This window comes from Microbacterium sp. NPDC077391 (assembly GCF_040686955.1).
Classification (GTDB): domain Bacteria; phylum Actinomycetota; class Actinomycetes; order Actinomycetales; family Microbacteriaceae; genus Microbacterium; species Microbacterium commune.
The window spans coordinates 372,037-393,807 of sequence record NZ_JBFBMI010000002.1 but is presented as its reverse complement, the minus strand read 5'-3'; the positions used below and the strand labels follow the sequence as shown (position 1 = coordinate 393,807).

Here is a 21,771-nt window from a genome sequence, read left to right as displayed (position 1 = left end):
CTCATCGTAGGGGCGCCGCACCGCCGCGCTCAGCCGGTGACGGCGGTGCGGAGGGTGTCGAGCCCGACCCCGCCGATGTCGAGGGCGCGCTTGTGGAAGTCCTTGAACGAGAAGGCGTCGCCCTGCTTCTGCTGGACGGTGTCGCGCACCTGCTCCCAGATCCGCTGACCGACCTTGTACGACGGCGCCTGTCCCGGCCACCCGAGGTACCGGTTGACCTCGAACCGACGGAACTCGTCGGGCATGTTCACGTTGCGCCGCATCTGCTCCAGCGCGTAGTCGTGATCCCAGATCCCGTCGCCGTCCAGCCGCGGCTTGCGCAGGTGCACGCCGATGTCGAGCACGACGCGCAGGGCGCGCATGCGCTGGCCGTCGAGCATGCCCAGACGATCGGCCGGGTCATCGAGGTATCCGAGCTGCTCCATGAGTCGCTCGGCGTACAGCGCCCACCCCTCCGCGTGGCCCGAGGTGCCGGCGAGCACTCGCCGCCAGGTGTTCAGCTCGGCGCGGTTGTACGTCGCCTGCGCGATCTGCAGGTGATGACCGGGGACGCCCTCGTGGTAGACGGTGGTCAGCTCGCGCCAGGTGTCGAACTCGGTGACGCCCTCCGGAACCGACCACCACATCCGACCGGGGCGGGAGAAGTCGTCGGTGGGGCCGGTGTAGTAGATCCCGCCCTCCTGGGTGGGGGCGATCATGCACTCGAGCTCGCGGATCTGCTCGGGGATGTCGAAGTGGCTGGCACCGAGATCGGCGATGGCCCGGTCGCTGGTCTCCTGCATCCACCTCTGCAGCGCGTCGGTGCCGTGCAGCTTGCGGCTGGCGTCGGCCTCGAGGTGGGCGACGGCCTCTTCGACGCTCGCGCCGGGCAGGATCTCGTTCGCGATCGCCTCCTGCTCGGTGATCATCCGCTGCAGCTCCTCGCGGCCCCACTCGTAGGTCTCGTCGAGGTCGATGCTCGCGCCGAGGAAGCGACGGGAGTTGAGTGCGTAGAGGTCGCGCCCGACGGCGTCCTCGGAACCGGCGACCGGCGCCAGCTCGCTGATCAGGAAGTGGCGGAGATCGTCGTAGGCGACCCGTGCGGCGCCGGCGTGATCGGCGATGTCGCGGGCGAGGGAGGCTGGCAGCTGGCCGTCACGCGGCCCGGCGGTGGCGGCGAACGAGGCGAAGAAGCCGCGATCGGCGCTGTACCGGGCGATCTGCGTGGCGACCTCCGTGACCTGGCGGCGCGCGGGCACGACGCCGTGCCGGATGCCCTGGCGCAGCGTCTCGACGTACCCCTTCAGCGCAGTCGGCACCGCGGCCAGCCGCTCGCAGACGACCGCCCAGTCATCGATCGTGTCGGTGGGCATGAGGTCGAACGCCTGACGGAAGTCCTGCGGCGCCGAGGCGATGACGTTCAGGTCGCGCAGATGCCACTGCGCATCGTGCAGCTCGAGCTGCAGTCGCAGCTCTGCCGAGAGGTCGGTCCTGGTGACCTCGTCGATGCTGTCGACGGGGGTCGCGGCATCCAGAGCGGCGAGCGTCTCACGCGCTGCGGCGATGCTGCGCTCGTGCCCTTCCGGGCTCACGTCGTCGAGGCGGGCGCCTGCCTCGTTGCGTCCGATGTAGGTCGCGAGGATGGGCGACAGGTCTACCAGGGTGTCGACCCAGTCCTCGGCGATCTGATCGATGGCAGAGGGGGTGCGAGGCTCGGAACTCATGATCTCGAGCCTAGCCTCGCGCCCCTCCGCGCCGGGGATCAGTGCGCGGCTTCGTTCCAGTCGCGCCCGCGGCCCACCTGCACGTCCAGCGGCACGGTGAGCTCGGCAGCACCGGCCATGCGATCGCGGACGATGCCCTCGACCTCGTCCCACTCCCCCGCGGAGACCTCGACGACGAGCTCGTCGTGGATCTGCAGCAGGGCGCGCGAGGTGAGCCCCCGCTCGCGCAGGTCTGCGTGGATGCGGTTCAACGCGATCTTCATGATGTCGGCGGCGCTGCCCTGGATGGGCGCGTTCAGCGCGGCCCGCTCCGCGTTCTCACGCAGCACACGATTGGGGCTCGCGAGGTCGGGGAACGGACGCCGTCTACCGAAGATCGTCTCGGTGTAGCCGTCTTCCTTCGCCTGCATCACGGACGCCCGCAGGTAATCGCGCACGGCTCCGAAGCGGGCGAAGTACTCCAGCATCAGCTGCTTCGCCTCCGACTGCTCGATGCGCAGCTGCTTCGACAGGCCGAACGCGCTGAGCCCGTAGACGAGACCGTACGACATGGCCTTGACCTTCGTGCGCATGGCCGAGGTCACCTCCTCGGGCTCGACCCCGAACACCCGCGCCCCCACGAAACGGTGCAGATCCTCACCCGAGTTGAACGCCTCGATGAGACCAGGGTCGCCCGACAGGTGCGCCATGATGCGCATCTCGATCTGGGAGTAGTCGGCGGTCAGCAGCGCCTCGTACCCCTCGCCGACCTGGAATGCGCTGCGGATGCGGCGCGACTCCTCGGTGCGGACGGGGATGTTCTGCAGGTTCGGGTCGGTGCTCGACAGGCGGCCGGTCTGGCTTCCGGTCTGCACATAGGTGGTGTGGATGCGGTGATCGTCGCCGATCGCCGCATCGAGCGACTCGATGATCTGGCGCAGCTTGGTCGCCTCCCGATGCTGCAGCAGCAGCGCGAGGAAGGGATGCGGGTGGGTGTCCTGCAGGTCGGCCAGCACCGCGGCATCCGTCGAGTACCCCGTCTTGGTCTTCCGGGTCTTCGGCAGCTGCAGGTCTTCGAACAGCACCTCCTGGAGCTGCTTCGGCGAGCCGAGGTTGAACTCCCGCCCGACGAGAGCGAACGCCTCGGCGGCGAGCACGTCGGTGCGCGCGAGCAGCTCACCCGAGAAGGTCGAGAGGACGTCGTGCGATACCGCCACCCCCGCCGATTCCATGTCGGCCAGGGCGATGACCGCGGGCAGCTCGATGTCGCCGAGCACGGCTGCGACCGACGCGGGCATCGCCTCACGGATGGCGGCGGCGGTGCGCAGCGTGAACCACGCCTCCTGCGAGGGCGTCGCACCGTCGGTCTCCGGGACCAGCTGTGTGGGGTCGGCTTCGGGGAGCTTCTCGTCGAGGTACCGGCCGACGAGGTGCGCGAGCGTCTTGTCGGGGAAGCTCGGCCGCATCAGCCAGCCGGCCAGCAGGGTGTCGTGAGCGAGTCCGCCCAGCCGGATGCCGTCGCGCAGCAGCGCCTTGACCTGCGGTTTGGCGTCGTTGAGCACCTTGGGCGCATCGGACTCGAGCCACGCGGTGAGCGCGTGCGCCGTCTCCCGGCCCCAGCTGCACTCGCGCAGCTCGGTCTCGGTCGCCGCGCCGACTCGCGTGATGGCTCCGCCGACGAGAGTGAGCAGCAGACCGACCTCGCCCTGCTGCTCCCCCAGCCATGCGGCGAGTTCGGCCGCGGACGATTCGACGGGCTCCGGCACCGCGACGGCCGGCTCGTCGTGTGCCGGCTCGTCGGGCGCGCCCACCGCTTCGAAGACGCGGGGCAGGAGTGTGCGGAACTCGAGGCGGGCGAAGATGTCGCGCACCCCCTGCGCGTCGATGGGCCTGACGATCAGCTCAGCCGGGGTGACGGGCAGCTCGACATCGTTCAGCAGGCGGTTGAGCCTGCGGTTGCGGCGCACATCCTCGATGTGCTCGCGCAGGTTGCCGCCGACGACGCCCTTGATCTCGCTGGCGCGCGCGAGCAGCTCGTCGAGGCTGCCGAACTGGGTGAGCCACTTCACCGCGGTCTTCTCGCCGACCTTCGGAACGCCGGGCAGGTTGTCGCTCGTCTCGCCGACGAGGGCGGCGATGTCGGGATACTGCTCCGGTCGCACCCCGTAGCGCTCCTGCACGGTGACCGGGTCGTAGCGCTTGAGCTGCGACACCCCCTGCACCGAGGGGTACAGCAGCGTGACGTCGTCGTTCACGAGCTGGATGGTGTCGCGGTCGCCCGAGACCACCAGCACGTCGTACCCCTGCTCCGACCCCTGCTTCGCGAGAGTGGCGAGGATGTCGTCGGCCTCGATCCCCTCCTGCGTCAGCACCGGGATGGACATCGCCGCCAGGCAGTCCTGCAGCAGCGGGATCTGGCCCTTGAACTCCCCCGGGGTCTCGGACCGGGTCGCCTTGTACTCGGGGTACTCCTCGGTGCGGAACGAGTGACGTGACGTGTCGAACGCGATCGCCATGTGCGTCGGCTTCTCCGCCTTGATCAGGTTCACGAGCATCGACAGGAAGCCATAGATGGCGTTCGTGTGCTGGTTGTCCTTGGTGGTGAAGTTCTCGACCGGGAGGGCGAAGAAGGCCCGGTAGGCGAGCGAGTGGCCGTCGACGACCATGAGGGTAGGCTTTGCGGAGTCCGTCACCCTGCAAGCCTAACGAGGGCGACGGACACGTGCTGAGGAGGAGCATTGAGCGAGCAGACCGAGATGACCGGGCTGGAGTGGGCCACGCACCGCGGCATGGGCGCGCTGGCCGAGAAGATGGGCATCGAGTTCACCGAGTTCACCGTCGAGCGCGCGGTCGCGACGATGCCGGTCGAGGGCAACACGCAGCCGGTCGGCCTGCTGCACGGCGGCGCCTACGTCGTGCTGGGCGAGTCGCTCGGGTCGATGGCGGCGAACCTGCACGCCGGACCCGGCCGTCTCGCGGTCGGCATCGACATCAACGCGACCCACACGCGCTCGGCGACCTCGGGCTTCGTGACGGGCGTCTGCACACCCGTGCACCTCGGGCGCACCATGACCGTGCACGAGATCGCCGTCTCCGACGAGGAGGGTCGGCGCTGCTCCACCATCCGCATCACGAACCTGATCAAGACCGTCGACGCCTGACGGAGAACGCGAAACGGCCCCCGGCGTGACGTCGGGGGCCGTTTCACTGTCCGAGTCGATGCGACTCGGACCGAAGTCATTTCTTGGGAGCGAGCTGCTCGATGATCGCCTTCGCGACGTCCTGCATCGTCAGGCGACGGTCCATCGACGCCTTCTGGATCCAGCGGAACGCCTCAGGCTCGCTCAGGCCCATCTTCTCGTTCAGCAGACCCTTGGCGCGGTCCACGAGCTTGCGGGTCTCGAAGCGTTCGACCATGTCGGCGACCTCGGCCTCGAGCGTGATGATCTGCTCGTGGCGGGCCAGAGCGATCTCGATCGCGGGCAGCAGGTCGTTCGGGGTGAAGGGCTTGACGACGTAGGCCAGGGCCCCGGCCTCGCTGGCGCGCTCGACGAGCTCCTTCTGGCTGAACGCCGTGAGCAGCACGACGGGGGCGATGTTCGCCTTGTGCAGCTTCTCGGCGGCGCTGATGCCGTCGAGCTGGGGCATCTTGACGTCCATGACCACGAGGTCGGGCCGAAGCTCGGTGGCCAGCTGCACGGCGGTCTCGCCGTCGCCGGCTTCGCCGACGACATCGAATCCGTTGTCGCGCAGGATCTCGACGATGTCCAGGCGGATCAGCGACTCATCCTCAGCGACGACGACGCGACGCGGGGCGGATGCCGTGGGCTGCTCGGGCTGCTCTTGCTCAGTCACCCGTCCATCCTAGTCGAAGCCCGCCCGCGTCGGCGGAAACCGCGCACGGTCGACCTGTGCGGCTGCGCTACAGTCGAATGCGCGGTGTGCCGGCCGGCGTGGCGGAATGGCAGACGCGGAGCACTCAAAATGCTCTGTCCGAGAGGGCGTGTGGGTTCGAGTCCCACCGCCGGCACATGCGCAGAGGGCCGTCCCGGAGGGGCGGCCCTCTGCGCATTCAGCAGACAGAGCGGGACTCGAACCGGCGGGCGCAGCCCGCGTGGGTTCCGGTCCCGCGTCGCGGGAGGCTCGACGCGGCGCGAAGCGACGGGTCGAGTCGCGACGTGGCCCCACCGCCGGCACATGCGCAGAGGGCGGTCCCGGAGGGGCGGCCCTCTGCGCATCAGGACGACAGGGCCGCGAGCTCGGCGATCACCCGAGGATGGGCGAGCACGCGGAAGTGGCCTCCCGTGTCGAGGGGAACGTTCTTCGCGCCGGGCAGCTCGCTGCCCTCGGGGATGTGCGGATCGAACCGCGAGTAGATCGACACGATCCGCGCGTCCGCGTCGCGCTGGGCGGCGAGGGCGGCGATCGACGGATGCCGCGGCGACAGCGCGCGCAGACTGCGGGTCAGCATCATCCTGGCGTAGCGAGATCCGCCGAACGGGGTCGCGACGGCGAGCATGCCGCGCACCCTCGACGCCTCGCGGCCCAGCATCACCAGCTTGCCCGCGAGACCGCCCTTGCTGTGCGCCAGCAGCACCACGTCGTGCAGGTCGTGCTCGGCGAGATAGGTGCTCACCCGGTCGGCCATCTCGGCTATCGGGCTCAGGTTGCGCTCGAGCGGTTCGATGACGTGCACCGGATGCCCGTCACGGTGCGCCCGCTCGATCAGCGGCCGCATGAAACGCCAGCTCTCGTAGATGCCGGGAAGCACGACGATCGGCACTCCGGTGCCCCGGGAGTACGCCTCGGCCCTGTCCCGGTCGCCGAAGGCGCGAATCTGCCATGCCGCCGCGTAGGCGTAGTCCTGCGCCCACCAGATGGCTCTGCGCAGCAGGCCGCTCACCCGGCGTCGCCGTCCCGCACCCCGGCCGCGAGGTGCGCGGAGCAGAAGTGCTCGATGGCGGATGCCACGGCGCTAGGCGCCGTGTGCTGCGCATTGTGGGCACGGCCGGGGATCTCCACCAGCTCCGCGGTCCGCGCTGCCGCGCGCAGATGCCGGCACCAGCTCAGCGAGGCGATCGGGTCGCGGGAGCCGCGCATGATGAGCACGGGTACGTTCAGCTGCCCGATCCGATCCTCGATGCGGTAGTCCAGCAGGTGCCCCAGCTGCGTCAGGTACCAGAACGGACCGCACCGCAGGTAGTCGCCGAACACCAGGGCGTTCGCGCCCGGTGGCTCCCGCACCGTGTCCAGCGCCAGCAGCCAGGCCTGCTGCAGGACGGTGCGGCGACGCTCGTCCGCCACAGGGCCGATCAGCATCACCGCCAGGGGGAGATCGGGACGACGAGCGGCGAGCTCGACGACCCACTGCGTCCCCATCGATTGGCCGACGAGCACGACGGGCCCGGTCGCGATCTCGTCGAGCACGGCGCCGAGGGCATCCGCCATCTCCGCGACATCGACGTCGTGTCCTGGCTTCCGCAGACCGCCGAAACCGGGCAGGTCGACGGAGATCACCCTCCCGTGCGCCGTCAGGGCACGGTGCAGCCGCTCGAGGTAGCGGTGCGACATGCCGATCCCGTGCACCAGCACGAACGTCGTCGCCGCGGTGCCCGCAGACGCGACCGTGCGCACGCGCAGCGAACCGATGCGATGCGTCTGCTGCGTCTCCGGCGTCATCCCAGCACCGTATCGCGTGTCACGCGCAGAAGCGCCGAGGGGCGGACCCGTCGGGCCCGCCCCTCGGCGCTGGAATGCTGCTCAGACTCCGGTCTTGTAGACGGGAGCCGCACCGCCCACGGCATCCCCGACCTTGTGGACGCGGATGTCGTTGGTCGAGCCGATGATCCCGGGAGGCGATCCGGAGATCACGACGATCTGATCGCCCTCCTTCGCCAGGCCGCTGCCGAGCAGGTACTCGTCCGCCTGGCGGTACATCGAGTCGGTGTGCTGCACCATCTCCACCAGCGTCGACTGGATGCCCCAGGTCATGGCCATGCGGCGGCGGATGCCCGGCTCCGGAGTGAACGCCATCATGGGGATGCGGGGCCGCAGACGCGACAGACGGCGGGCCGAGTCACCCGACTGGGTGAAGACGCACAGGTACTTCGCGCCGACGAACTCGGCCACCTCGAGCGCGGCGAGCGTGATCGCGCCGCCCTGGGTGCGGGGCTTCGTGTTCAGCGGCGAGATGCGCTCGAGCCCGTGCTCCTCGGTCGACTCGATGATCCGCGCCATGGTCTCGACCACGACGATCGGGTAATCGCCCACGCTCGTCTCGCCCGAGAGCATGACGGCGTCGGCCCCGTCGAGGACGGCGTTCGCGACGTCGGAGGTCTCGGCGCGGGTCGGCACCGGGCTCGAGATCATCGACTCGAGCATCTGCGTCGCGACGATGACCGGCTTCGCGTTGCGGCGGGCGAGCTCGACAGCGCGCTTCTGCACGATCGGAACAGCCTCGAGGGGCAGTTCGACGCCGAGGTCGCCACGAGCGACCATGATCCCGTCGAACGCGTCGACGATCTCCTCGAGGGCGTCGACCGCCTGCGGCTTCTCGATCTTCGCGATGACCGGGATGCGGACACCCTCTTCGGCCATGATTTCGTGCACGCGCTCGACGTCCGTGGCGTTGCGCACGAACGACAGGGCGATGACGTCGGCGCCGATGCGCAGACCCCACCGCAGGTCGTCCTCGTCCTTCTCGCTCAGGGCGGGGACGTTGACCGCGACACCGGGCAGGTTGATGCCCTTGTTGTTCGAGACGGCGCCGGCGACGATGACCTTCGTGGTGACGACGGTGCCGTCGGTCTCGACGACCTCCACGCGCACCTTGCCGTCGTCGATCAGCAGGAAGTCGCCCGGCTTGACGTCGTTGGGCAGTCCCTTGAACGTCGTACCGCAGATCTCGCGGTTGCCGATGATGTCCTCGGTGGTGATCTTGAAGATGTCACCGACCTCGAGCTCGTACGGACCGTCCTCGAAGCGGCCGAGCCGGATCTTCGGCCCCTGGAGGTCGACGAGGATGGCGACGGCACGACCCGAGTCCTCGGCCGCCCGACGGACGTTCGAGTAGTTCGCCTCGTGCACCGAGTAGTCCCCGTGGCTGAGGTTCAGGCGGGCGACGTCCACACCGGCGTCGATAAGGGCACGGACCTTCTCATAGGTCGAGGTTGCAGGGCCGAGTGTGGCGACGATCTTCGCGCGTCTCAACATCATCTCCAGGGTAAGAGGACAGAAATCAACATGGCGACGTTGCCGCGCTCAGCCTACGCGGGCTGAACGCTGAACGCGACATCTGTGACCGCGACCGGGGCGGGCAGCACCGTGGCACCCATCAGGTGCCTGTCGATCGCCGCGGCCGCCGAGCGGCCTTCGGCGATCGCCCACACGATGAGGGACTGCCCGCGTCCGGCGTCGCCGGCCACGAACACGCCGGGCACGGCGGTGGCGTACTCGCCGTCGCGCTGCAGGTTGCCGCGGTCGGTCACCACCGGCACGGTGTCTCCGCCGTACGACGCCGTCTCGGGGCCGGTGAACCCCATGGCGATGAGCACGAGCTCGGCCGGGATCTCCCGCTCGGTGCCGCCGCGCGGCACGCGCCGGCCGTCCACGTACTCGGTCTCCGCGACGCGCACGGCACGCACGCGCCCCTCCGAGTCGCCCAGGAACTCCACGGTGGAGGCCAGGTACGTGCGCTCACCGCCCTCCTCGTGCGCGGACTGCACCTCGAACAGTGTGGGCATGGTCGGCCACGGCTGGTCTTCGGATCGCACCGTTGCGGGCTGCTTTCCGATCGCGAGGTTGGTCACGCTGCGCGCGCCGTGACGGTGCGCGGTTCCGATGCAGTCGGCGCCGGTGTCACCGCCGCCGATCACGACGACATGCTTGCCGGCCGCGGTGATCTGACCGGCGACCTCGTCACCCGCACCGACGCGGTTCGACGGCACGAGATAGTCCATCGCGAAGTGCACGCCGTCGAGGTCGCGACCGGGGATGGGCAGGTCGCGCGGCACCGTGGCCCCCGTGGCGATCAGCACCGCATCGTAGCGGCCGCGCAGCTCGTCCCACGACAGATCCCGCCCGATCTCCACGCCGGGGCGGAAGCGGGTGCCCTCCTCCTGCATCTGCTGCAGGCGCGCGTCGAGGTGGCGCTTCTCCATCTTGAAGTCCGGGATGCCGTAGCGCAGCAGCCCGCCGATCCGGTCGTCCCGCTCGAACACGACCACCGTGTGCCCGGCGCGGGTGAGCTGCTGGGCCGCGGCGAGACCGGCGGGTCCCGACCCGACCACCGCGACTGTGCGGCCGGTGAGACGCTGCGGCGGCTGCGGCTCGACCCACCCGTTCTCGAACGCCTCGTCGATGATCGAGACCTCGATCTGCTTGATCGTGACCGCCGGCTGGTTGATGCCGAGCACGCACGCGCTCTCGCACGGCGCCGGGCACAGCCTGCCGGTGAACTCGGGGAAGTTGTTCGTCGCGTGCAGCCGCTCGATCGCCGCGCGGTCGGCGCCGCGCCAGGTCAGGTCGTTCCACTCCGGGATGAGGTTGCCCAGCGGGCATCCGGAGTGGCAGAACGGCACACCGCAGTCCATGCACCTGCTCGCCTGACGCTTCAGCACGGCCCGGTCGCCCGGCTCGTAGACCTCTTTCCAGTCCATGATCCGCACCGGCACCGGCCGCCGGGGCGGCAGCTCGCGTTCGGTCGTCTTCAGAAAGCCCTTGGGGTCAGCCACCGGTCACCTCCAGGATCCGGTCCCAGACGACGTCGCCGTCGGGGTCGATTCCCGCGGCCTCCGCCTCCTGGCGCATGGTGCGCACAGCCGCGTAATCCCGCGGCAGCACCTTCGTGAATTCGTTGATGACGCTCTCGAAGTCGTCCAGGAGAGCGGATGCCAGCGGTGAGGCCGTCCGCTCGACGTGCTCGACGAGCAGCTCGCGCAGCACCTCCGCATCGTCGCGCTCGAGCGCGGTGAGCAGCAGCTCGCCGCTCTGCAGCGCCTGGCTGTTCACCCGCGCCTCGCTGAGCCCGCGCACATACGCGACCCCGCCGGACATCCCGGCGCCGAGGTTGCGGCCGGTGTCGCCGAGGATGACCGCGACGCCGCCCGTCATGTACTCCAGAGCGTGATCCCCGACGCCTTCGACGACCGCGGTCGCCCCGGAGTTGCGGACCAGGAACCGCTCCCCCACCACCCCGGAGATGTACATGCTGCCGCTGGTCGCGCCGTAGCCGATCACGTTGCCCGCGATCACGTTGCGATGCGGCTCGAACCGGGCATCCCGGGCCGGACGGATGGTGACGTCTCCGCCCGAGAGGCCCTTGCCGACGTAGTCGTTCGCGTCGCCCTCGAGTCGCAGCACGATGCCCGGCGGCAGGAAGGCGCCGAGGGATTGCCCCGCGGTGCCGTGCAGGGTGATGTCGATCGTTCCGCGCGGAAGCCCCGCCGCCCCGTGCCGGGCCGTCACGTGATGACCGAGCATCGTGCCGACGGCGCGCTCGGTGTTGCGGATCGGCAGCTCGATGACGACCGGCAGCGCGCTGTCGATGGCTTCGGTCGCATGCGCCAGCAGCGCCGCGTCGAAGTGCTTCTCGAGCTCGTGATCCTGCGCCCGAGCGCTGCGCCTGGGCTCCCCGGCGGGGAACGCCGGACCTTCGAGGATCGGCGCGAGATCGAGGCCGTCCGTCTTCCAGTGCCGCACCGCGGGATCGGTGCGCAGCAGGTCGTGCCGGCCGATGATCTCGTCGATCGAGCGGAATCCGAGCGCGGCGAGCAGCTCGCGCACCTCCTCGGCGATGAACTCCATGAAGTTGATCACGAACTCGGGCTTGCCGGTGAAGCGCTGCCGCAGCACCGGGTTCTGCGTCGCCACGCCCACCGGGCAGGTGTCGAGGTGGCACACCCGCATCAGGATGCAGCCGCTGACGACCAGCGGCGCGGTGGCGAAGCCGAACTCCTCCGCACCCAGCAGCGCGCCGATGATCACGTCGCGTCCGGTCTTCAGCTGCCCGTCGACCTGCACCACCACGCGGTCGCGCATGCCGTTGAGCATGAGAGTCTGCTGCACCTCGGCGAGGCCCAGCTCCCACGGCGTGCCGGCATGCTTCAGCGAGTTCAGCGGGCTCGCGCCCGTGCCGCCGTCGTGTCCCGAGACGAGCACGACGTCGCTGAGCGCCTTCGCGACGCCGGCCGCGACCGCGCCGATGCCCGACTGGCTCACCAGCTTGGTGTGGATCCGCGCCTTCGGGTTGGCGCGCTTCAGGTCGAAGATCAGCTGCTTGAGGTCTTCGATCGAGTAGATGTCGTGGTGCGGCGGCGGGGAGATCAGCCCGACACCCGGGGTGGCGTGCCGTGTGCGAGCCACCCACGGGTAGACCTTCTGCGGCGGCAGCTGCCCGCCCTCTCCGGGCTTGGCGCCCTGGGCGAGCTTGATCTGCAGGTCGTCGGCCTCGGTGAGGTACTGACTCGTCACGCCGAATCGGCCGGATGCGACCTGCTTGATCGCGCTGCGGCGCTCGGGGTCGGTGAGACGCTCCGGGTCCTCACCGCCCTCGCCCGTGTTCGACTTCGCGCCGAGGCGGTTCATCGCGATCGCGAGGGTCTCGTGCGCCTCCTGCGAGATCGACCCGTAGCTCATGGCTCCGGTCGAGAACCGCTTCACGATCGCGCTCACCGGCTCGACCTCGTCGAGGGGCACCGGCGGCCGCTCGCCGGTGCGCAGCTCGAACAGTCCGCGCAGCGTCTTCAGCTCGCGAGCCTGGTCGTCGACCAGACGGGTGTACTCGCGGAAGATGTCGTAGCGGCGGGTGCGGGTGGCGTGCTGCAGCCGGAACACCGTCTCGGGGTTGAACAGGTGCGGCGAGCCGTCTCGCCGCCACTGGTACTCGCCGCCCGTCCAGAGACGCTCGTGCGCCCGCGGTGCGGCGTCCTGCGGGTAGGCGTAGTCGTGCCGCCTCTGGTTCTCGGCGAAGACGTCGGCGATGCCGATGCCGCCGAGCTTCGTCTCGGTGCCCGTGAAGTAGCGGTCGACGAACTCCTGGCTGAGGCCGATCGCCTCGAACACCTGCGCTCCCGCGTAGGACGAGACGGTGGAGATACCCATCTTCGACATGATCTTCAGCACGCCCTTGCCCAGCGCGTGGATGAGGTTGTGCACGGCCTCGTCGGGTGTGATCCCCGTGATGAACCCGGTGCGCACGAGATGCTCCACCGTCTCCATGGCGAGATAGGGGTTCACCGCCGCGGCGCCGTAGCCGATCAGCGCGGCGACGTGGTGCACCTCGCGCACATCCCCGGCCTCCACGATCAGGCCGACGCGCATGCGCGTCTCACGGCGGATCAGGTGGTGGTGCACGGCCGAGACCATCAGCAGCGACGGGATCGGCACGCGGTCCTTGTCGGAGTCCCGGTCGGAGAGGATCAGGAACTCCGCGCCGCGCTCGATCGCCGCGTCGGCTTCGGCGCACATGGCCTCGAGCCGCTCGGGCAGCGACTGCGGGCCCGCATCGAAGTGGTAGAGGCCGGAGATGGTCGCGCTGCGCCGGCCGGGCAGCGCGCGGTCGACGTGCTTGATCTTCGCGAGCTCGTCGTTGTCGATGACCGGGAAGTCGAGGCTCACCGTGCGCGCGTGCTCCGGACCCCACTCCAGGAGGTTGAGCTGCGGTCCGAGGCCGAGCCGCAGACTGGTCACGACCTCTTCGCGGATCGCATCGAGCGGCGGGTTGGTCACCTGCGCGAACTGCTGCACGAAGTAGTCGAACAGCAGGCGCGGCCGGTCGCTGAGCACCGCGATCGGCGTGTCGCTGCCCATCGCGCCGAGCGGCTCGGCGCCGGTCTGCCCCATCGGGGTGAGCAGCACCCGCACCTCCTCCTCGGTGTAGCCGAAGGTGCGCTGGCGGCGGGTGATGGATGCGGCGGGATGCACGATGTGCTCGCGCTCCGGGAGGTCCGCGAGGCGCACAGCACCGGCATCCAGCCAGTCCTGCCACGGATGCAGTGCCGCGAGCTCGCTCTTGACCTCCGCGTCCTCGATGATGCGGCGCTGCGCGGTGTCGACGAGGAACAGGTGACCGGGACGCAGCCGTCCGCGCCGCTTGATCCGCTCGGGCTCGAACTCGAGCACCCCGGTCTCGCTGCCGATGACGACCAGTCCGTCGACCGTCTCCGTCCACCGTCCGGGGCGCAGACCGTTGCGGTCGAGGGTCGCTCCCACCTGGCTGCCGTCGGTGAAGATGAGCGCGGCCGGACCGTCCCAGGGCTCCATCTGGATGTCGTGGAACTCGTAGAAGGCGCGCAGATCCGGCGCGATGTCGGACTGCTTCTCCCACGCCTCCGGCACCATCATCATGATCGCGTGCGGCAGGCTGCGCCCGGTGAGGGTCAGCAGCTCGAGCACCTCGTCGAAGGACGCGGAGTCGCTCGCGCTGTCGCTGCAGATCGGCAGGAGCGGACGGATGTCGCCCAGCAGATCGGAGTGCAGCTGCGACTGTCGCGCGCGCATCCAGTTGCGGTTGCCGCCGACCGTGTTGATCTCGCCGTTGTGCGCCAGCATGCGCAGCGGCTGCGCGAGCGGCCACGACGGGAACGTGTTCGTCGAATAGCGGGAGTGCACGACCGCGAGCTCGGAGGCGAAGCGCTCATCCTGCAGATCGGGGTAGAACGGCTCCAGCTGCAGGGTGGTCAGCATGCCCTTGTAGCCGAGCGTGCGGCACGACAGCGAGACGAAGTAGGCGCCGAGCTCGTGCTCGGCGCGCTTGCGCAGCCGGTAGGCGAACCGGTCGAGGGTCAGCGGCGAGCCGCCGCGGGCGCCGGGAATGCTGATGAAGAGCTGCTCGAAGGCCGGGCGGGCTTCGTCGGCGAGCTGGCCGAGGTGCTCATTCGCGGTGGGAACGACTCGCCACCCGAGCACGTCCAGCCCCTCGGCGGCGGCGATGCGCTCGATGCCGGCCTTCTGCTCACGGCGGGCGCTCGACTCCCGGGGGAGGAACGCGAGGCCTGCGGCGTACTCGCCTGCAGGGGGGAGATCGAAGGAGACGACCTCTCGGAGGAACGCATCCGGCATCTGGGTGAGGATGCCGGCGCCATCGCCGGTGCCGGCATCAGAGCCGATCGCACCGCGGTGTTCCAGGTTGCGCAGCGCCTCGAGCGCCAGCGCGATGATGTCATGGCCGGGTTCCCCGCGGAGCGTCGCGACCATGGCCAGGCCGCAGGCATCCTTCTCGTGGGCGGGGTTGTACAGACCCTGCTTCGGGGGGTAGGCGCCGGAGGCGCCGTAGGGAGGCTGGAAGTACACCAGTCACCGTCCTCAGATTTCAGGTGAACCCGGGGACATCATCGGCCCGTGCGTTCAGTGCGATCTCTCGCGCGGAAGGAGAGCCCGAGCGGACCCTCACGTGACGGGAGCAGTGCTTGTGGCGATGGCTCCTAGTTGGCTTCGGCCGGGACGGGAGGCTCGCTCACGTCGACGAAGTCGGAGGAATTGTCCTGTGAGTCTACATCGGCGATCTCGGGTTCCCGACCGCGCACGTAGGGCGACGGCTCGACACCCGGGTGGCGACGGGTCTGCACGATGAGGATCACGATGCCGACGAGCACGCCGAGGATCGCAGCCCAGACGTTGCTGCGAAGACCGAACAGCACCTCGCTCGGATCGATGCGGATCGACTCCCACACGATGCGCCCGGCGCTGTACCAGATGAGGTAGACCGCGAACAGGCGGCCCCACTGGAAGAACACCGTGCGACCGAGCCACAGCAGCACCAGCACGCCCAGACCGTTCCAGAGCACCTCGTAGAGGAAGGTGGGGTGGAACAGCGTGCCCTCGGCGAGTCCCGCGGGGAACGCCGAGTTGGTCGACTCGATCTCGAGCCCCCAGGGGACGTCGGTCGGCAGACCGAAGAGCTCGTGGTTGAACCAGTTGCCGAAACGGCCCATCGCCTGCGCGAGCAGGATGCCGGGCGCCAGAGCGTCGGCGAACGTCCAGAATCGGATGCCGGTCCAGCGGCATCCGATCCACGCGCCGACGGCGCCGCCCAGAAGCGCGCCGAAGATCGCGATGCCGCCCTCCCAGATCGCCCACACCGAGCCGTACTCGAACGGGTTCCACGGGTTCCTGCCGGGACCGAAGTAGAAGTTCGGGTGGGTGAGCACGTGGAAGATCCGCGCACCGATGATGCCGAGGGGAACGGCGACGATCGCGATGTCGATCACGACCCACTTCTCGGCGCCCCGCTTCGTGAGGCGGTGGTTGGTCAGCAGCACCGCGGCGATGATGCCCGCGATGATGCACAGCGCGTAGTAGTGGATCGTCAGCGGGCCGATCTGGAAGCTGCTCTCCGGCGGGCTCGGAATGCTCGCGGGCACGACGGAGAAGCTGCTGAAAGGCGCGAGGGGCATGAGAGAGATCCTAGTATCGCGTCGTCGGCGTACCGCCGGCGAGGGTTCTGGTGGTTTCGGCGAGGGCGTCGAGTCCGCCGTCGCGGAGCGCCTTGACGAGGGCCGTGCCGACGATGGCGCCGTCGGCGTATTCGACGACGCCGGCGATCTGATCGGCGTTCGAGATGCCGATGCCCACGCACGCGTGCACGTCACCGCGGGCCCGCATGCGCTCGACGAGAGTACGCGCGGCGCGGTCGAGCTCGGCACGCTCGCCCGTGATCCCCATGGTCGACACCGTGTACACGAAGCCGGTGGACGAGGAGAGCACCAGGTCGAGTCGCTCGTCGCTCGAGGTCGGTGCCGCGAGGAAGATCCGGTCGAGGCCGGTGCGCACGCTGGCGTCGATCCACTCCCCTGCCGACTCCGGGGTGATGTCGGGCGTGATCAGGCCCGCCCCACCCGCGGCGAGCAGGTCGTCGGCGTAGCGGTCGACGCCGTACTGCATCACGGGATTCCAGTAGGTCATCACGACCACGGGAACGTCGGTCTGGTCGGTGATCGCCTTGACCGCGGTGAAGAGATCGCGCATCCGGAACCCGTTGGCGAGCGCGTGCTGCGTCGCCTCCTGGATCACCGCGCCGTCCATCACCGGGTCGGAGTAGGGCGGGCCGAGCTCGATGATGTCCACGCCGTTGCGCGCGAGGGTGAGGGCGGCCTGGATGCTCGTGTCCAGATCCGGGTAGCCCACCGGCAGGTAGCCGATGAACGCGCCTCGTCCGGCCTCGTGCGCCTTGCGGATGGCATCCTCGACGCGACTCACTCTGCGTTCTCCTCAGCGTCGCGCGCCGAGGCGTCGTACAGCTCGAAGTACCGCGCAGCCGTGTCCATGTCCTTGTCGCCACGGCCCGACAGGCAGATCGCGATGAGTCCGTCGGAGCCGAGCTCGCGGCCGATCCGCAGGGCGCCCGCCAGCGCGTGGGCGGACTCGATCGCGGGGATGATGCCCTCCGTCCTGCTGAGCAGACGCAGAGCCTGCATGGCCTCGTCGTCGGTCGCAGGGATGTACTCGGCGCGACCGATCGCGCTGAGCCACGAGTGCTCGGGACCGACCCCCGGGTAGTCCAGACCTGCGGAGATCGAGTGCGACTCCACGGTCTGGCCGTCTTCGTCCTGGAGCACGAAGGTCTTCGCGCCGTGCAGTACGCCGGGCCGCCCGCGACCGATCGATGCCGCGTGGCGGGGCGTGTCGACACCGTCGCCGGCCGCCTCGACGCCGTAGAGCTTCACGTCCTGATCGTCGAGGAAGGCGTCGAACATGCCGATGGCGTTCGAGCCGCCGCCCACGCAGGCGACGACGGCGTCGGGGAGCCGGCCGGCCTCGGCGAGCAGCTGCTCACGAGCCTCTTCGCCGATGATCTTCTGGAAGTCGCGCACCATGGCGGGGAACGGGTGCGGTCCCGCCGCCGTGCCGAAGATGTAGTTGGTCGTCTCCACGCTCGCCACCCAGTCGCGGTAGGCGTCGTTGATGGCATCCTTCAGCGTTCGCGAGCCCGTGGTCACAGCCACCACCTCGGCGCCGAGCAGGCGCATGCGCGCGACGTTGAGCGCCTGACGCTCGGTGTCGACCTCGCCCATGTAGATCGTGCAGTCGAGGCCGAACAGCGCGGCCGCCGTCGCGGTCGCCACGCCATGCTGACCCGCGCCCGTCTCGGCGATCACCCGGGTCTTGCCGAGCCGCCTGGTCAGCAGCGCCTGTCCGAGCACGTTGTTGATCTTGTGCGAGCCGGTGTGGTTGAGGTCCTCCCGCTTGAGGAACACGCGCGCTCCGCCGGCGTGCTCGGCGAATCGCGGCACCTCCGTGATGGGCGACGGACGTCCCGCGTAGGAGTGCAGCAGCGTCGCGAGCTCGGCGCGGAAGGCCGGGTCGGCTATCGCGTCCTCGTAGGCGGCGGCGAGCTCGTCGATCGCGGCGACGAGCGATTCGGGCATGTACCGCCCGCCGAACTCGCCGAAGAACGGCCCGTGCTGATCGCGCAGACTCACTTCGCCCCGCTCCGCTCGCTCAGTGCACCGCACTTCGTCTCCGTTCTGCCGCGCACCGGTGTGTCTCCGGCGGCGAGGAATGCGTTGAGGGTGGCGACCGGGTCGCCGGTGACCAGCGCCTCGCCGATGAGCACCACGTCGGCGCCGGCATCCCGGTACCGCGTGACGTCGGCGGGCTGCAGGACGGCGGACTCGGCGATCCGGATCGCAGAGTCGGGGATGCGGTCGGAGAGCCGGGCGAACAGGTCGCGGTCCAGCTCGAGGGTGTGCAGGTTGCGGGCGTTGACTCCGATGAGGTCTGCGCCGAGATCGATCGCGACCTCGAGCTCCTCGGCGGAGTGCGTCTCGACGAGGGGCGTCATGCCGAGATCGGTGATGAGACCGTGCAGCTCGGTGAGCACCGTGCGTGACAGCCCGGCGACGATGAGCAGCACGAGATCCGCGCCCGCGGCGCGCGCCTCGAAGACCTGGTAGGGCGTGGCGACGAAGTCCTTGCGCAGAACCGGCACGGATACGCGCGCGGTGACCGCCTCGAGATCAGCGAGGTTGCCGCCGAAGCGACGCTCCTCGGTCAGCACGCTGATCGCCGACGCGCCACCCTGCTCGTAGAGCGAGGCCTGCAGCGCGGGGTCGGGGATCTCGGCGAGGGCCCCGCGAGACGGGCTGGCGCGCTTGACCTCGGCGATGATCTTCACCCGGTCCGCCGGGGCGAGCGCGGCGAGCACATCGCGGGCCGGGGTTCGCGCTGCGGCCGCACGCTCGACATCGGCGAGCGGGCGGGAGACTGCGCGACGCTCGGCATCCTCCACGGCGCCGGCCGTCAGGTCGGCGAGGACCATCAGTGCGCCTTCGGTGCGTACTTCGGGCCCTTCACACCCCAGCCGGCCTTCGCCATCGCCCAGCCGACGATCGCGCCGATCACGATGACGGCGGCGCAGACCCACACCGCGATGGGCTGGTTCAGGCAGAAGAAGACCGTACCGGCGGTGAAGCCGACGAGCATGATCACGACGGCGGTCCAGGCAGCAGGCGAGTGTCCGTGGCCGGGGTCGGCGATCGGGTTGGTCATGTTCTCCTCCGGGTGGCTAGGCGATGCTGACAGTCTACCGGGCGGAGTCCGTCGGGTCGGTGCCGAGCGACAGCTCGTCCCACGAATCGACGGCGTCCTGCGGTCCTGTTTCGCGGTGTTCGGCTTCGGACGCCGACCGGTAGCGGCGCCCACCCGACTTCCAGCCGGGCGCGGTGGCGCACACGAAGGCGGATGCCAGCAGCAGGAGCACCCAAGCCGCCAGGGCGATCGCAGGCCAGCCTGTCGGCAGAATCGCGTCGACGATGTCGTAGAGAGCGGCGTCGCCGCTGAGTCCGGTCGCCTCCGCCACCGCCTTGGCAGCCACACTGCGGGGCGGGCCGAACAGCAGCGTCGTCGTGCCCATGATCAGGATGATCGCCGCGCCCGCCGCGAGCACCGCGAAGACGTACCGCAGCGCGATGCCGGCGATGGAGAGGGCCGCCCCGAGCGCCAGCACAGCGAGCGACAGCGGTGCGAGGAGGGTGAGCGCATCGGCTCCGACGATGAGCAGCGGCTCCGCAGCATCCGATCTCTCGACGACGAGCCAGGTCTGGGTGGACGAGATGATGCCGATCGCTCCCGCGAGCAGGAACGACAGCACCGCCAGCATGCGCGCACGACGCACCATCAGACCTCCTCCTGCACCGGGGCGAAACCGAGTTCGCGCCCGTCGAAGCAGGTGCTCGTGCCCGTGTGGCAGGCGGGGCCCTGCTGATCGACCTGCAACAGGATGGTGTCCGCATCGCAGTCGAGCGCGACGCTCACCACCCGCTGGGTGTTGCCCGAGGTGTCGCCTTTGCGCCAGTACTCCTGACGCGATCGCGACCAGTACACAGCGCGGCCGCCGGTCAGCGTGCGCTGCAGCGCCTCGGCGTCCATCCACGCCAGCATGAGGACGTCCCTGGTGTCGTGCTGCTGCACGATCACCGGGGCGAGCCCGGCGTCGTTCCAGGCGATCCGTGTGAGATCGGGCGACGTCATCGCACCACCACCCCGGCCTCCCGCAGCGCGTCCTTGACCTCGCCGATCGTGAGCTGCCCGCTGTGGAACACGCTCGCGGCGAGCACGGCATCCGCCCCTGCGGCGATCGCGGGGGCGAAGTCGCCCACATCTCCCGCTCCCCCGGACGCGATCACGGGAACGGCCGACACCTCGCGCATCAGGCGCACCAGCTCGAGGTCGAAGCCGTCCTTGGTGCCGTCGGCGTCGATCGAGTTGACCAGCAGCTCGCCCGCTCCGCGCTCGATCGCCTCTCGGGCCCAGTCGAGGGCGTCGAGGGTCGTCTCGGTGCGTCCGCCGTGCGTGGTGACGACGAAGCCGGAGGGCGTCGTCGCGGCGCGCTTCACGTCGAGTGAGAGCACGAGCACCTGTGCGCCGAAGCGGTCGGCGATCTCGTCGATCAGCGCCGGGCGGGCGATCGCGGCGGAGTTGACCCCGACCTTGTCCGCTCCGACGGAAAGCAGACGAGCGACATCGTCGACGCTGCGCACGCCGCCGCCGACGGTCAGCGGCACGAACACGTTCTCGGCCGTGCGCTGCACGACGTCGTACGTCGTCGCTCTGGCATCGACCGTGGCGGTGACGTCGAGGAAGGTGATCTCATCCGCGCCCTGCGCCGCGTAGTGGGCGGCGAGCTCCACCGGGTCGCCCATGTCGCGCAGGTTCTGGAAGTTCACGCCCTTCACCACGCGCCCCGCCGCGACGTCGAGGCAGGGGATGACCCGGGCTGCGAGCGTCATCAGAGCCTCGCCGCGTCGATCGCGGTGACGAGGATCGCCCGCGCGCCCAGCGCGTACAGGTTGTCCATCACCTGGTTCACGCCCTTGCGGGGCACCATCACCCGCACGGCCACCCACGCGGGGTCGCGCAGCGGCGAGATGGTCGGCGACTCGCGGCCCCCCGCGATCTCGACGGCCTGATCGACGAGGTGGGCGGGCAGGTCGTAGTCGAGCAGCACGTACTGCCGGGCGACCATCACCCCACGCAGGCGGCGCAGCAGTCGGTCGGTTCCCGGAGCGTCCCCCGGGCGGCTGATCAGCACCGCCTCGGACTGGATGATGATCGGCCCGAAGATCTCGAGGCCGGCCTGACGCAGCGTCGTGCCGGTCTCGACGACGTCCGCGATCACGTCGGCCACGCCCAGCTGCACGGCGGATTCGACCGCGCCGTCGAGAGGGACGAGCTGCGCCGTCACGCCGTTCTCGCGCAGGAAGTCGTCGACCAGGCCGGGGTAGGCGGAGGCGACGCGGACGCCCTCGAGGTCCTCGATGGTCGCGTATCTGCCGGGAGGGGCGGCGAACCGGAAGGTCGAGCGGGCGAAGCCCAGCTGCTCGATCTCCCTCGCGTCGTCCTGCCGGACGTCGCGCAGCAGATCGCGACCGGTGATGCCGACGTCGAGCGCGCCGGATGCCACGTAGGTCGCGATGTCGCGCGGTCGGAGGTAGAAGAACTCGACGCCGCTGTCGGCGTCGATGACGTGCAGGGTCTTGGGATCACGGCGACCGGTGTATCCGGCCTCCGCCAGCATCTCGGCGGCTGTCTCGGAGAGCGAGCCCTTGTTCGGAACGGCGATGCGCAGCATGGATGTCTTTCGTCTCTGGTG

18 protein-coding genes and 1 tRNA gene are annotated in these 21,771 nt (G+C 69.7%); 2 read left to right on the top strand and 17 right to left on the bottom strand.

Features of this window, described 5'->3' with window-relative positions:
• Positions 1-29: 29 nt before the first annotated feature.
• Positions 30-1,703: a DUF885 domain-containing protein gene (locus tag AB0O65_RS07170; RefSeq protein ID WP_313478717.1), complete on the bottom strand. Its 1,674-nt coding sequence runs from the start codon at positions 1,701-1,703 to the stop codon at positions 30-32.
• A gap of 38 nt (positions 1,704-1,741) precedes the next feature.
• Positions 1,742-4,375, bottom strand: coding sequence for a DNA polymerase I (gene polA / locus AB0O65_RS07165; protein WP_363383847.1), 2,634 nt, complete (start codon positions 4,373-4,375; stop codon positions 1,742-1,744).
• A 63-nt stretch (positions 4,376-4,438) separates the two neighbouring features.
• Between polA and AB0O65_RS07160 the strand changes: the two genes are divergently transcribed.
• On the top strand, positions 4,439-4,843 hold the full coding sequence (locus tag AB0O65_RS07160; protein WP_363384047.1) for a hotdog fold thioesterase: 405 nt from the start codon (positions 4,439-4,441) through the stop codon (positions 4,841-4,843).
• Positions 4,844-4,919: 76 nt separating this feature from the next.
• Here AB0O65_RS07160 and AB0O65_RS07155 read toward each other — a convergent pair whose 3' ends face one another.
• Positions 4,920-5,537: a response regulator gene (locus AB0O65_RS07155; RefSeq protein ID WP_071644465.1), complete on the bottom strand. Its 618-nt coding sequence runs from the start codon at positions 5,535-5,537 to the stop codon at positions 4,920-4,922.
• A 92-nt stretch (positions 5,538-5,629) separates the two neighbouring features.
• On the opposite strand from AB0O65_RS07155, the gene AB0O65_RS07150 reads away from it, so the two are divergent.
• Positions 5,630-5,712 (top strand) — tRNA-Leu (locus AB0O65_RS07150).
• Positions 5,713-5,919: 207 nt separating this feature from the next.
• Here AB0O65_RS07150 and AB0O65_RS07145 read toward each other — a convergent pair.
• The 14 genes from AB0O65_RS07145 to hisG all read right to left on the bottom strand — a co-directional run bounded on the left by AB0O65_RS07145 (position 5,920) and on the right by hisG (position 21,750).
• Complete coding sequence (locus AB0O65_RS07145) at positions 5,920-6,585, bottom strand: alpha/beta hydrolase (RefSeq protein WP_313478711.1); 666 nt, start codon at positions 6,583-6,585, stop codon at positions 5,920-5,922.
• Positions 6,582-7,361, bottom strand: a complete 780-nt coding sequence (locus AB0O65_RS07140) for an alpha/beta hydrolase (protein ID WP_363383844.1) — start codon at positions 7,359-7,361, stop codon at positions 6,582-6,584. Before AB0O65_RS07140 ends, AB0O65_RS07145 begins: the two co-directional genes overlap by 4 nt.
• Before the next feature lie 81 nt (positions 7,362-7,442).
• Entirely contained in the window at positions 7,443-8,891 is a 1,449-nt protein-coding gene (pyk, locus tag AB0O65_RS07135; protein WP_071644491.1) for a pyruvate kinase, read from the bottom strand.
• A 56-nt stretch (positions 8,892-8,947) separates the two neighbouring features.
• Positions 8,948-10,414, bottom strand: coding sequence for a glutamate synthase subunit beta (locus AB0O65_RS07130; protein WP_071644467.1), 1,467 nt, complete (start codon positions 10,412-10,414; stop codon positions 8,948-8,950).
• Positions 10,407-14,972 (bottom strand): glutamate synthase large subunit, encoded by a 4,566-nt coding sequence (gene gltB, locus AB0O65_RS07125; RefSeq protein WP_363383841.1) that lies wholly within the window; start codon positions 14,970-14,972, stop codon positions 10,407-10,409. The genes AB0O65_RS07130 and gltB overlap by 8 nt, the downstream gene beginning before the upstream one ends.
• 131 nt (positions 14,973-15,103) lie before the next feature.
• Complete coding sequence (gene lgt, locus AB0O65_RS07120; protein WP_071644469.1) at positions 15,104-16,075, bottom strand: prolipoprotein diacylglyceryl transferase; 972 nt, start codon at positions 16,073-16,075, stop codon at positions 15,104-15,106.
• A gap of 10 nt (positions 16,076-16,085) precedes the next feature.
• Complete coding sequence (trpA, locus tag AB0O65_RS07115; RefSeq protein WP_313478698.1) at positions 16,086-16,877, bottom strand: tryptophan synthase subunit alpha; 792 nt, start codon at positions 16,875-16,877, stop codon at positions 16,086-16,088.
• Positions 16,874-18,100 (bottom strand): tryptophan synthase subunit beta, encoded by a 1,227-nt coding sequence (gene trpB, locus AB0O65_RS07110; protein ID WP_191713020.1) that lies wholly within the window; start codon positions 18,098-18,100, stop codon positions 16,874-16,876. The genes trpA and trpB overlap by 4 nt, the downstream gene beginning before the upstream one ends.
• Positions 18,097-18,939 carry an indole-3-glycerol phosphate synthase TrpC gene (trpC, locus tag AB0O65_RS07105; RefSeq protein ID WP_363383838.1) on the bottom strand — a complete coding sequence of 281 codons (843 nt, stop codon included), beginning with the start codon at positions 18,937-18,939 and terminating at the stop codon, positions 18,097-18,099. Before trpC ends, trpB begins: the two co-directional genes overlap by 4 nt.
• Complete coding sequence (locus tag AB0O65_RS07100) at positions 18,939-19,169, bottom strand: HGxxPAAW family protein (protein ID WP_071644472.1); 231 nt, start codon at positions 19,167-19,169, stop codon at positions 18,939-18,941. Before AB0O65_RS07100 ends, trpC begins: the two co-directional genes overlap by 1 nt.
• Before the next feature lie 34 nt (positions 19,170-19,203).
• On the bottom strand, positions 19,204-19,797 hold the full coding sequence (locus tag AB0O65_RS07095; protein ID WP_363383836.1) for a Trp biosynthesis-associated membrane protein: 594 nt from the start codon (positions 19,795-19,797) through the stop codon (positions 19,204-19,206).
• The gene (hisI, locus tag AB0O65_RS07090; RefSeq protein WP_071644474.1) at positions 19,797-20,150 is read right to left on the bottom strand and encodes a phosphoribosyl-AMP cyclohydrolase; all 354 of its coding nucleotides are present in this window, start codon (positions 20,148-20,150) and stop codon (positions 19,797-19,799) included. Before hisI ends, AB0O65_RS07095 begins: the two co-directional genes overlap by 1 nt.
• Positions 20,147-20,908, bottom strand: a complete 762-nt coding sequence (hisF, locus tag AB0O65_RS07085) for an imidazole glycerol phosphate synthase subunit HisF (RefSeq protein WP_071644475.1) — start codon at positions 20,906-20,908, stop codon at positions 20,147-20,149. Before hisF ends, hisI begins: the two co-directional genes overlap by 4 nt.
• On the bottom strand, positions 20,908-21,750 hold the full coding sequence (gene hisG, locus AB0O65_RS07080) for an ATP phosphoribosyltransferase (RefSeq protein WP_363383833.1): 843 nt from the start codon (positions 21,748-21,750) through the stop codon (positions 20,908-20,910). The genes hisF and hisG overlap by 1 nt, the downstream gene beginning before the upstream one ends.
• Between the last annotated feature and the right edge of the window lie 21 nt (positions 21,751-21,771).

Coding starts and splice junctions, on each gene's coding strand:
- AB0O65_RS07170 (WP_313478717.1), bottom strand. CDS start 1,703: ATGAGTTCCGAGCCTCGCACCCCCTCTGCCATCGATCAGATCGCCGAG.
- AB0O65_RS07160 (WP_363384047.1), top strand. CDS start 4,439: ATGACCGGGCTGGAGTGGGCCACGCACCGCGGCATGGGCGCGCTGGCC.
- AB0O65_RS07140 (WP_363383844.1), bottom strand. CDS start 7,361: ATGACGCCGGAGACGCAGCAGACGCATCGCATCGGTTCGCTGCGCGTG.
- lgt (WP_071644469.1), bottom strand. CDS start 16,075: ATGCCCCTCGCGCCTTTCAGCAGCTTCTCCGTCGTGCCCGCGAGCATT.
- trpC (WP_363383838.1), bottom strand. CDS start 18,939: ATGGTCCTCGCCGACCTGACGGCCGGCGCCGTGGAGGATGCCGAGCGT.
- AB0O65_RS07100 (WP_071644472.1), bottom strand. CDS start 19,169: ATGACCAACCCGATCGCCGACCCCGGCCACGGACACTCGCCTGCTGCC.
- AB0O65_RS07095 (WP_363383836.1), bottom strand. CDS start 19,797: ATGGTGCGTCGTGCGCGCATGCTGGCGGTGCTGTCGTTCCTGCTCGCG.
- hisI (WP_071644474.1), bottom strand. CDS start 20,150: ATGACGTCGCCCGATCTCACACGGATCGCCTGGAACGACGCCGGGCTC.
- hisF (WP_071644475.1), bottom strand. CDS start 20,908: ATGACGCTCGCAGCCCGGGTCATCCCCTGCCTCGACGTCGCGGCGGGG.
- hisG (WP_363383833.1), bottom strand. CDS start 21,750: ATGCTGCGCATCGCCGTTCCGAACAAGGGCTCGCTCTCCGAGACAGCC.